Below are 12181 nucleotides of genomic sequence, written 5' to 3' on the forward strand. Positions count from 1 at the left end.
TCTCTAATCTCTAACCTCGCCGCAATCCGAAATCGAAAATCCAAATTCCCAAATCAAAACTACTCTCCCCTGTAAACGTTGTTTTTCAGGTCAACGTCAGGTAGTTGACGATCAGGGTCTATTTCCATGCTTTTGATAGCCGATGTTGAGGGGTATTTAAATTTCCAAACACCATCGCGCTGCCAGATGTTTACCGGCAGGTGAATAGTTTCGGTTTTGCCGTTAGCCTGAACAATTTTAAGATCAACAGGCATAGCCATTTTTTCATTATTGGTAAGTGTGATCAGCGCGCCATCGGCCGGGTTCCCTTTGATATAGCTTACCGAAGTAATGGCCTGGTCAAGCTTCCAGGTGGTGAAGAACCATGATTTCCAGAACCAGTTCAGGTCCTCACCTGTGGCATCATTCATAGCCCTGAAAAGATCGTACGGAAGCGGGTGCTTAAACGCCCAGTTTTTAACATACTCGCGGAAGGCATAATCAAAGCGCTCGGGGCCAAGCACTACGTTGCGCAATATATCCAAACCTAACGCGGTTTTGGTATAATACTGGCCATAATCATTGAGCCCTATGGCTTCAGGAGCGGTCATGAGCGGGTCTTTGCTGTTGCGGTAGCCGGCCAGTACATTTTGCGCCGAGCCACTTTTCTCAACATATTCGCCTTTATTAAATTTTTCGGTAGCATACTCATTAATAAAGGTGTTAAAACCTTCGTCCTGCCACATGTATTTGCGCTCGTTTGAGCCAACTATCATCGGGAACCAGTTATGGCCTATCTCGTGGGTAACATCGCCCCAAAGCTGTCCTTTTTTCAGGTTGCTGAGACAGAAGATAGCGCCCGGATATTCCATGCCTAATGCCACGCCCGATATGTTCACTGCCGAATTCCAGGGGTATTCAAAATATAGGTTTGAATAGATCTCCATGCTGTTTTTCAGGTACTCGGTTGAGCGGCCCCAGCCGTCATTGCCCGAACTTTCAACCGGGTAGGCCGACATGGCAATACCCTTGCGGCCCGATGGGAAATTAACCCTTGCCGCGTCCCAGATAAAAGCGTCAGAAGCGCCCCAGGCAATATCGCGGGTATTCTGCATTTTAAAATGCCAGGTAAGCGTACCTTTAAACGGCCGGGTCGAGCCTTTGCCAACTTCGCCCGCACTGATGATGGTTACGGTTTTATCGTTGTTGCGGGCTTCTTGCAGCCTTTTTTGTTGCGCCGGGGTAAGTACATCTTCAGGGTTTTGCAAATCGCCCGAGCCAACTACTATTTTATTGGCAGGGGCAGTGATATAATAGTCAAAATCGCCGTACTCGCAATAAAACTCGCCTAAACCCATGTAGGGCAGGGTGTTCCAGCCCTCCACATCGTCATAAACGCACATGCGCGGGTACCACTGGGCAATTTCGTAAACGTAGCCTTGTTTAAATTTTTTGCGGCCCATACGGTCGGCACCATAAAATGGGATCGCGAAATCATAATTAACCTTGATCTCTATTTTTTCGCCCTTGCCATCCATCGGCGTATTCAGGCGCAGCTGCATGCGTGCATCGGTAATGATAGGATCAACCTTGTAGGTTTCGCCTTTGTAAGTAATATCAACAGAGGCAATATGATAACCACCACGACTAAAGCCACGAACGTCAAACCTGTCGCCGGTGTATGGCGTTACCGCCGCACCGCGCGAATCTGGTTTAAACAGGTTTTGATCCAGTTGCAGCCACAGGTAATCCAACTTATCAGGGCTGTTGTTGGTGTAAGTAATGGTTACTTCGCCGGTTATGGTAGTATCCTTGCCTTCATTAAGGGAAGCTTTGATCTGGTAATCAGCGCGGTTTTGCCAGTAATTTGGTGAGGGCTTGCCTGCGGCCGAGCGTGTCCCACCACTGGTAACGGGCCAGGTAATTGGGCCAAAAAGGTCCTGGTGATTGTATTTTGTGGTGTCGGTAGTTTGGGCCGATGCCGGTCGCGTTAACGGCATCAGCACCACGGCGCATAATAAATAATTCAGTTTTAAACAGTTCATCTTAAATTTTTGATAACAAGGGGGCAAATAAAGGGAAATAATTTGTGAGTTTGATAATTTTTAGGACTGAAAGGGTTGGATATAAGTGATTTTGGCTTATTGGGTTCGGAGTGTTTTAAGGTTGTTACTTCAATTAGGAAATTATTAGTGTTGACTTGTCTTTAATTTAATAAAAGTATCTTTATCTATACCTAACATTATGACCCACCTTTTTAAGTGTTTCTCATTTCTATTGTTCTTCGTTATCGAAACTGCAGTTGTAAAAGCCAATACGATTGACAAGTTGAAAACAGACAAAGATGTTTTTGATTTGCTCATAAATATGAAGGCTTTTGGCAGTAGTGACGCAATAGAAGTAGTGCCTTCAGATATGTTGCTCAAAAGACTGGACTGTAATGATGTTGCTATAAATTGGAAGGTAAAGTCCTGGGAAAAAGTTGATTTCAATCATGATAAACTCACCGATTTGATAGTTACCGTAAAAGACAACAACAGGTCGTTATTCATATTTGCTGTAATTGATAAAGGGAAAGGTGGACTTAAATGTCTTGAATTGTCTAATAACCGGGGTAGTTATTGCCAATTAGTTAAGCCTATAACGGTAGACGGTATACAAATGATCGCTTATTATTCTAAAAGGTTTAGGATGATTAACCAACAGCTTGAATTGAACGAAACAGAGCAAACTGATACGCTAATTTATTTATTTGGGGGGTTTGTTGAATATAACCGCAAGCCACTTGATTATAACATCAAATCGATCTCTATAAAAGTTACTGATTCAATCGGGGTTACCAATCAGGGAAAAGTATTTTATAGTCCGGGCTTGAGAAGAATGTTTCGCGATACGTTGGAAATGAATCTGGCAATTGATAGCAGCCATAATACCTACGTTAGTGATGTGCCGCTAAATAAATTGAACAATAGAAAAGCGCTGATAAATTATATTAATATCAAAAAAATGAAAACAAGCTACAGCGTTTTGTGGACTGACGACGCAGAGGCCAATTTAATAGTAGAATTTGCCGATGGAACCAAAAAGAGAATAAGAGACTATGGCATGATCGGCTCATTTGGATTAACCCGTCTGTATCTTACATTACTTGATTTAAAGAATTCGTTGACGTGGAAGTTAGCCCGAAAGTAGTATTGTCCTAAAACTTTTCTAAATAAATTCCATTTAACTTACAGGTGCAATTATATCTGCATTTTTGCAGCAAACACACAGCTATATGAATCGCCTGGCCAACTCCACATCGCCCTATTTATTACAACATGCCAATAACCCGGTAAACTGGTACCCCTGGGGCAAAGAAGCCCTTGATAAAGCCAAAGCCGAAAATAAGCTTATCCTGGTAAGCATCGGCTACTCGGCCTGCCATTGGTGCCATGTTATGGAGCATGAAAGCTTTGAAGATGAAGCTGTTGCCGCCGTAATGAACGAATATTTTGTTTGTATTAAGGTGGATAGGGAAGAACGCCCCGATGTTGACCAGATTTATATGAGCGCCGTACAACTCATGAGCGGCAGGGGAGGATGGCCATTAAACTGTATCTGCCTGCCCGACCAAAGGCCTATTTACGGTGGTACCTATTTCCGTAAAAACGATTGGACATCGCTGCTCTTTAACTTGGCCGATTTTTATAAGCAGAAGCCCGAAGAGGCCGAAGACTATGCCGTTCGCCTTACCGAGGGTATTCAAAAATATGAGTCGATAGAATTTGTGGTGGCACAGGCGCAATACAGTAAGACCGATTTGCAAGCTATCGTAAACAACTGGAAACGATATTTCGATAAGCAGGAGGGCGGCACCGGCAACGCGCCCAAATTCCCGATGCCAAATAACTGGCAGGCTTTAATGCGCTATGGCTATTTAATGAAAGATGATGAAGTAGGGGCGCAAGTGAAACTTACTTTGCATAAAATGGCCTTCGGCGGCATTTACGACCATGTCGGCGGCGGCTTTGCCCGTTACTCGGTTGATGGGCGCTGGCATGTGCCCCATTTTGAAAAAATGCTTTATGATAACGCCCAACTCATCAGCCTGTATGCCGAAGCTTATATCTGGCATCCGGATGAATTGTACAAACAGGTAGTAAATGAGGTCATCACTTTCAGTACCTGCGAATTAATGTCACCTGAGTATGGCTTTTATTCGGCGCTCGACGCGGATAGTGAAGGAATGGAAGGCAAGTTCTATATTTTTACCAAAGATGAGATTGAAGAGATTTTAGGCGATGAAGCCGGTTTGTTCTGTATCTACTACAATATTACGGAGGATGGCAACTGGGAAGAGGAGGAATCGAACGTATTGTTCCGGAAGGACAGCGATGAAGATCTGGCCGCAAAATTAGGTTTGCCTGTTCATGAATTGCTTGTCAAAATAGCTGCATCCCGTCAAAAAGTATTTGATGCCCGCGGCGTACGCGTACGGCCGGGATTGGATAACAAGATCCTGGCATCGTGGAATGGCCTTATGTTAAAAGGACTGACCGATGCTTACCGCACGTTTAATAAGCCAGAGTACCTTGAGCTTGCGCTGAACAATGCCGGGTTTATTTTAAATAACTTGCTTGGCCAAATTGGCAGGTTATCACGGGTTTACAGCGCCACATCGTCACCGGATAAACCTGTAGCATTTTTAGATGATTATGCCAATATCATCGACGGGCTCATCGCTTTGTATGAAGTTACCTTCAATGAGCATTGGCTGCAGCAGGCCAAAAGCCTTGCCGATACAGCCATAGCTCATTATTATGATAAAGCAAAGGGCATTTTCTTCTTTACTGCCGACGACGATGAACAACTGATTGCCCGCAAATCTGAAATTATGGATGGGGTGATCCCTGCCTCCAATTCGGTTATGGCACGGGTGCTTAAAAAGTTAGGCTTGCTTTTTGATAACGAAAGTTACATTGAGGTTTCGGCACAGTTATTACGCAATGTAATGCCGCAGCTGGCAAAATATGGTTCGGCCTATTCAAATTGGGTGACGCTTTTGCTGGATGAGGTGTTTGGAATAAACGAAATTGCAATAACAGGAGCCGGAGCGGAAACTTTCAGAAAGGAAATGGAAAATAATTACATCCCCAATAAAATTATGTTGGGCGGTAATACAGGAAGTTTACCTTTGCTGCAGGATAAGTTTGGTGCATCAACGCAAATTTTCATTTGTAAAGATAAAACCTGCGGATTACCTGCTAATAACCCGGCAGATGCCCTTAATGAGGTAGAAGCCAGATTTTACAACTAAAAACAATTTACAATGAAGATTGCACCACAACACGTAGTATCATTAACCTACGATTTGTACGTAGACCGTGAAAACACCGGTACCGAAACTTTGGTAGAAAGTACCACCCAGGAACAGCCGCTTACCTTTTTATTTGGTGCAGGACAGATGCTGCCTAAATTTGAGGATAACCTGAGCACACTTTCAACAGGTGATGCCTACGAGTTTCGCTTATCTCCCGAAGATGCTTATGGCGTATATGATGAAGAAGCAGTAGCCAACCTGCCTAAAGAAATGTTCCAGGGTACTGAACTGCCCGAAATTGGCAGCATTTTGCCTTTACAGGATAACCAGGGCCACCGTTTCCAGGCTATGGTGGTTTCAATTGCCGAAGATGCCGTTATTGTTGATCTTAACCACCCGATGGCCGGTCAGGAACTGCACTTTAAAGGTAATATCCTTAACGTACGCCCTGCAACAGCCGAAGAGTTATCGCACGGCCACGCGCACGGCCCGGATGGTCATCACGATCACTAAGCCCCACCCAAACCCTCCCCGGAAGGGAGGGCTTTAAATAAAAAAGGTTCATTTTGCATAATGCAAATGAACCTTTTTTATTTTGTTGCTATTAAAGTCTCCCCTTCCGGGGGAGATTTAGAGGGGGCTGCTGGCTTCTAATAAAATTCCAGCCCGCCATCATTTCTGAAAGCACATTTGATCAGCACCCGGCAGCTGACACCTTCGCCGTTTACAGTAGCTGGTACAAAGATCTTATCGGCAGGGTCGGGTACGTCAATACTCATATTGAATGTTTTCTTGAACGAGCCGCTGTACACATGCACTTTAAATGATGCAAGCCTCCCTAAGGGACTAATCAACAACTCCACTGCGCCAAACGATACATTTGGATTAAGGTTCATTAAATCGGGCGGAAGCTTAAAGAGGTTCAGATAAGGGAGGTATCCAAAAAATCTGCCGCCTACTTTAAGTGGTTTGGTTGTTTTTGCTGTGTCATTAAGTTTTACATCAACAAAATACTGTAGGTTTGATGTGCTGTCTTCAGGAGCTTCGTAAGTGATCTGGTTGGTCCTGTAATCGAAATTTTGTACCAGGTGCCCTCGGTTGTCGAAAAAGTGCCAAACGCCGGTCCGTTTATCATTATCATAGTAGCCACTGGCCAGGGCATAGTTTTTTTGATAAAGGGCCTGGTATAACCCTTGCCTGATGCCTCTGTTAGTTTTTAGCACGTTAAACCGTTCAACTACCGAATCGGTGAGGTGACGTTTTACTACAACAGTTTCCGGGGCAGTTTTTGCAGCAGCGGCATCCCTGGTTTGCGCAAATGTGCTGCCGATACATAATATCGATATACAGGTTAAAATAAGTTTTCTCAATGCAGGAATATAGATTGTTGTAAATATATAACAGCGGCTCACGTATCTCCAAAAAAAGCGGGATACAAATTATCCTCTGCCACCACGACGACCGCCGCCAAAGCCACCAAAGCCCTTGCCGCCGCCGTTACGCCCGCCCTGTGGACGGCTGCCGCTAAATTTTTGAAGCCGGAGCGTAAAGCTGAGCATAAAATACCTGCCCAGCCGGTTGGTACGTGTATCAATGATCTGGTTGCCTACAGCGGTACGGGTAATGCCTTTGTTCTGGTCAAAAATATCAAAAGCCTGGAACCTAAGCGAGGCTATATGTTTGTTTAAAAACTGGTATTCCAGGTAGCTGCTCAGCAGGGTGGGGTTCGCTTTTACGGTACTGCTGAAACCGTGATTGATGGTTTGAGTTAAACTGTAACCAAGCACCCAACTGTAAAAAAAGTAATTACGGCCGTCGAGCCCTAATGTCCAGGTTTGGGCATCGGTATTTAATGAAGATGGCAGGCTGTAGCGGGTAGTATTAATGCTGTAATTGGCGCTGATCTCGCTATCCATAATGCTGTCAAGATCAACCCTTAGCTTAACGCCCTGGTTAAGCACCCAGTTTTTACCCTCATTGCGCTGATTCTCAATATATGAAATATTGTTGTTGTAGCTTGCACCGCCGTTTAAGGATACGGTGTACTTGCGTTCGGCGAATGGTTTTGAAAAGGAATAGTTGCCGTTTACATTATAAAAACCATTGGTGTTAATATAGCGGGTTGCCTGTATGGTATTGTTGCCTTTTGTGCTTTGGGTGCTATCGGTAACAGGGGTCGAATTGGTAACTATTTTATCCTGGGTTTCGGCAAATGATAAACTGGCGAACAGTGAATTGCCGCTGGCAATGTCAAACTGGTTATAACGCACATTAAAGCTGTTGGTAAATTCGGGTTTCAGGTCAGGGTTGCCATAAATCCTGTTTTGAGGGTTTGAATAATCGGGCTGAAGCTGTAGCTGACTAAATGAAGGCTGGGCATTGGAGCCACTGTAATTAAATGACAACGAGTGGTTTTTGGAAAAGTTATAGATAAACCTTGCCGTAGGGATAATATTAAAGGTAGATGTGGAGGTATGAAAATTATGCGATTCCCCCTCGAGCTTTGAAGGCTGAACAGCCAGGCCCAGCGTATAATTATATTTAGGTTGTATCCCGCGAAGGTTTAAACCGATGCGGTTGGTGATGAACTGGTAGTTATACAACGTACTCAATGAATCAACGTAGGTTTGATTGCCTGTTGTAGGATCAACCCGGTAGTTGTAGCGGTTATTATCGGTGTTCGAATAATTATAACTGTAATTGCTTTCCAGGTAAGTTGTTTTGCCAACAGGTTCGATGTATGAAAAATGCAGGCTTACCCTTTGCGATTGATTATCAGAGTTGATCTGCTGAAACAACGGTGTTACCACGGTATCCTGCCGGGTGGTGTATTTATCGTTCAGGTCCTGATCGTTTTTAGAATAGCTTACATTGGCATTGACGCTGAAATTCCGTCCTTTTTTGTGGAACTTGTGGTTATAAAGTACATTAAGGCTGCCTGTTTGTGATGAGTTATTGGTGAGGGCCAGCTCATTGCCGGTAACTAAACTTTGGTTACGGGTATTGCTGAAGGTATCGGTACTCATGTTTTCAGCCGTAGCGTATGAAAAGCCCGGGTTTATTTTGATATAGTTGGATGTATCTATTTTGTACTCGATATTGAAATCAAAACGGTGATTGATACCATGGTTATGGTTAGTGCTGTTATCCATATTAATGATATTACCCGATTGATAAAGATTTTGCTGCAGGGTTGTGCTGTTGATATCCCTGTCTTTATCGGCAAAACTATAGCTGCCATAAACCGTTACTTTTTTGCCCCAGTCATCGCGGTAATTGGTGCCTATGGAGCGGTTGGTAGTAATACCGTTGGCCGTACTCACCCCGCCTGCGCTGCTGCCGCCACCCCCGCGCCCTGCCCGGCCTCCGCCGCCACCGCTGCTGCCAAGGTTGAAGCTATTGGTGTTATTGTTATTCCAGGTGCCGATAACCGCCAGCTGCCTTGCATCATAAAATGAATTGGCCGAAAGACGGGCCTGGTACCGGTCGTCATTACCAACGCCAACGCTGCCCTGGCCAAAATTACCTTTACTTTTTCCCTTTTGTATGGTGATGTTCAGGATCTTGTCCGGGTCGCCGGTTTTGATGCCGGTAAGGTTGGCCTGGTCGCCGTAATCGTCAATCACCTGTATGTTTTCCACAATATCGGCAGGCAGGTTCTGGGTGGCGGTTTGTACATCGCCGGTAAAATAATCCTTACCATTAACCCGCACCTTGGTAACCTGTTTGCCATGCGCGGTTACATTGCCGTCTTTATCAACACTTACGCCGGGCAGTTTTTTAAGTAAGTCTTCCACCGGCGATCCTTCCCGTACCTTATAGGCGCTGGCCTTATATTCTACGGTATCCTCCTTAATCGTGATAGGGATCACTGCCGAAACAACTACCGTATTTAGCATATTGGTTTGTACCTTTACTTTGATGGGGTCGAGGTTAATGGGTTTGGTATCGTTATCCATTACGTAACGGCGGGTAAAGGGCTGGTAACCGATACCGCTGATGGTGAGTTTAAAGTTTTTGGAGGCAACGGCGGGGAAATAAAATGCCCCGGCAGTGCTGGTTGCTACCACTACGCTGTCTTTGTCGGATATCAGTTTTACCGTAATTCCGGGTATGGCGCCCACGCTGTCAACTACCGTACCACGCACTTCGCGGGCTTGCTGGGCATAGGCAGTTGATAAAAAAAGAATACCGATAAACGCGAGCAGTAAGTGTTTTTTCATAGTTTAGGGTCAATTTAGGTTATTGACCATTAAAGTTTAACGAAGGTTTAACTATTTAACCCTATGTAATACTAATGTTGCATATATTGTATTTTAGTGCTTAACCTATACTATATTACCATATATTATGAACCCCTTACCCGATATAGACGGCTATAAAAGCGTGGCATTTTCGCAGGCCACCATTACCGAACTGATGATCCCTTCGTATTCCAATTTTGGCGGAAAGATCCATGGAGGGATCTTGCTTTCGCTCATGGACAAAGTAGCCTATGTATGTGCCGCCAAACACGCCGGTAATTATTGTGTAACAGCATCTATCGACACTGTGGATTTTTTGCAGCCCGTGGAAGTAGGGGAACTGGTATCGCTCATGGCATCGGTAAACTATGTAGGCAATACTTCGCTGGTGGTAGGGATTCGGGTGATATCTGAAAATATCAAAAACCATTCGGTAAAACATACCAACACCAGCTATTTTACTATGGTAGCTAAAGATGATTTTAACAAGCCGGCCAAAGTGCCCGGCCTGGTTTTGGAAAACCGGGAACAGGTAAGGCGTTTTATTGAAGCCCGCCGCCGTAAAGAGATTAAGCAGAGTTATATGAAAGAGGTTGAACAAATTCAAATGCCCGATAACTACGAGAATTGTATTGAACTGCTGCAGGGCGAGCGGTGCATTGTTGCCGGATAGTTATTGCCTATATTAAGTTTATTGTTAGATTGCAGTCTGAAACTGTTAGCGAATGACAAGGCCCCTTGGTTTATTATTGCTGTTATTAATGCATAGTACTGTTTATGCGCAAAAAACAAGCGGAATTGAGCCGGAAAAATCGCCGTCACTAATCAAAACCATCGACAGCCTTAACAAATTGGTTGAGGAAACCTATGTTAGTGCTCCCTACGAGGCAAGGGTAAGTGCTGAACATGCCTTGCTGCTTTCGGAAAAAATAAAATATAATGAAGGTACGGGCGCCGCTTTTTTAAATTTAGGGCATGTGTACTGGTCGCAGTCATACTATCCTATCAGTTTGTTTTATTTTAATTCGGCTTTAAATTATCTGCCCAAAAACAAGCCGCTGTTACTGGCCCACTGTTATAGTTCTATCGGCAGGGCTTATACAGATTTGCAAAACTATAGCAAGGCTATAAAAAATTTAGACATCGCGGCCCGGTTTGCCGGTCATGATCCTAAAATGCTTGCCGAAGTTTATAACGAGCGTTCATTTGTTTACGCCAGGCTTAAACAATATGATAAAGGCATTGCTCTTGCCAAACTTGCCATGCAGCTTAGCCGTACGGTAAATGACCAGCCCGCGATATGTATATTATATAGCCGGCTGGCTAATGCTTATCGGTTAAAAGGGCAGTATCAACAGGCGGTCGCTTATTCAGACACTGCCCTGCAAATGAGTTATATTGTTAATAATAAGCGTTTAAGGGCTATCTCATTTATTGAACGTGCTGTTATTTACAATTCGTTAAACCAGTTTGACAAAGCCGTTGACCTTGCAAAAAAAGGCGCGGATTTATCCGATAGCATCGGTGTTATGGATGGCATTTCGTCGGCTTATAAAACCATGGCCTACAGCTTTGAGCAAAAGCATGATATGGTACAGTCGTTAGCCTATCAGAAAAAGTACACCCAGGCGCTCGATAGCGTTAGCGCTGCCAATAAGCGTAAAAGTACCGAGCTCATACAGAGTTATTTTGAGCTCAACAGCCGTCTTAATGCTATTGCCGCGGTTGAGGAAAAGGCAGGGCAATACCGCGAAAAAATTCATTTGCAAAAGGTTATAATCATTACACTGCTTATTTCATTGCTGGTTGTAATATTGGCTTTGTCGGTTACCTATTACCTTTATAAACAAAAGCGGGTTTTAAATAACCGGATGCGCAAGCAGCATAAAGCCTTATTAATTCAAAAAGAACTGATAGAAGACCAATCGGCAAACCTGGCAAATATTAATAATCTTAAAGATAAGTTACTGGCTGTAATAGGGCATGACCTGCGTACACCGCTTGCTAATCTGAATTCTATATTACGTTTATACAACACCCGTGTTTTAAGCGATGATGAAGTTCAGGACTTGATGAAGGAAATAGAGCCGGTAGTACAGGGTGCCGAATTAACCCTTTCAAACCTGCTTGAATGGGCGGGCAGCCAAATCAAAGGCGTTAATCTTGAAGCATCAGCAGTCGATATTTATTTAATTGGCAATGAAATCGGGAGGATTTTTAGTTACCTTTTTCAGCAAAAAAATATCAGGTTTGAAAACATGGCTTTACCCGGAATGTGTGTACAGGCCGATGAAAGGCATGTAAAAGTAGTTTTAAGTAACCTGGTTAGTAATGCTATTAAGTTTACGGGCAATTACGGTATTATTAGTTTGCTAAGCACCGTTGATGAAGGTATGGTGGTGATCAGTGTTAACGATACCGGCAACGGTATTCCTGCAGAAAAACTTGGTAAGTTATTTAGCCTTAATACGAAATATACAGCAACAGGTACTTCCGGCGAGAAAGGCACCGGCATTGGTTTGTTTTTATGCAAGGAGCTTATTGAGTTTAACGGCGGCAGGCTTTGGGTAAATTCAGAATTGAACAGGGGCAGTACCTTCAGTTTTAGTCTTCCCTTGGTAACGGATTAAACTTTCCTCAAAAATTATTCCTATTT

8 protein-coding genes are annotated in these 12181 nt (G+C 43.9%); 5 read left to right on the plus strand and 3 right to left on the minus strand.

The annotated features are described in order from the left end of the window. Positions 1-59 precede the first annotated feature (59 nt). Complete coding sequence (locus tag FHW88_RS05850; RefSeq protein WP_176623837.1) at positions 60-2024, minus strand: M1 family metallopeptidase; 1965 nt, start codon at positions 2022-2024, stop codon at positions 60-62. A gap of 199 nt (positions 2025-2223) precedes the next feature. Here FHW88_RS05850 and FHW88_RS05855 point away from each other — a divergent pair, with 199 nt between their 5' ends. The 3 genes from FHW88_RS05855 (at position 2224) to FHW88_RS05865 (ending at position 5794) form a co-directional block, all read left to right on the plus strand. Next, a complete protein-coding gene (locus FHW88_RS05855) occupies positions 2224-3171 on the plus strand; it encodes a hypothetical protein (protein WP_176623839.1) in 948 nt (315 codons plus the stop codon). 85 nt (positions 3172-3256) lie between these two features. After that, positions 3257-5278: a thioredoxin domain-containing protein gene (locus tag FHW88_RS05860; RefSeq protein ID WP_176623841.1), complete on the plus strand. Its 2022-nt coding sequence runs from the start codon at positions 3257-3259 to the stop codon at positions 5276-5278. 12 nt (positions 5279-5290) lie between these two features. Continuing rightward, positions 5291-5794, plus strand: a complete 504-nt coding sequence (locus tag FHW88_RS05865) for a peptidylprolyl isomerase (protein ID WP_176623843.1) — start codon at positions 5291-5293, stop codon at positions 5792-5794. A 137-nt stretch (positions 5795-5931) separates the two neighbouring features. On the opposite strand, the gene FHW88_RS05870 is transcribed toward FHW88_RS05865, so the two are convergent. Both FHW88_RS05870 and FHW88_RS05875 read right to left on the minus strand, forming a co-directional pair. Next, positions 5932-6651, minus strand: a complete 720-nt coding sequence (locus tag FHW88_RS05870) for a hypothetical protein (protein WP_176623845.1) — start codon at positions 6649-6651, stop codon at positions 5932-5934. A gap of 69 nt (positions 6652-6720) precedes the next feature. Continuing rightward, positions 6721-9504 (minus strand): TonB-dependent receptor, encoded by a 2784-nt coding sequence (locus FHW88_RS05875; protein WP_176623847.1) that lies wholly within the window; start codon positions 9502-9504, stop codon positions 6721-6723. 127 nt (positions 9505-9631) lie between these two features. On the opposite strand from FHW88_RS05875, the gene FHW88_RS05880 reads away from it, so the two are divergent. Further along, positions 9632-10198 carry an acyl-CoA thioesterase gene (locus tag FHW88_RS05880; RefSeq protein WP_090524579.1) on the plus strand — a complete coding sequence of 189 codons (567 nt, stop codon included), beginning with the start codon at positions 9632-9634 and terminating at the stop codon, positions 10196-10198. A 52-nt stretch (positions 10199-10250) separates the two neighbouring features. Then, complete coding sequence (locus tag FHW88_RS05885; protein WP_176623849.1) at positions 10251-12155, plus strand: ATP-binding protein; 1905 nt, start codon at positions 10251-10253, stop codon at positions 12153-12155. Positions 12156-12181: the final 26 nt, after the last annotated feature.

Origin of the sequence: Mucilaginibacter sp. SG538B, assembly GCF_013376065.1 — a bacterium.
Taxonomy (GTDB): Bacteria; Bacteroidota; Bacteroidia; order Sphingobacteriales; family Sphingobacteriaceae; genus Mucilaginibacter; species Mucilaginibacter rubeus.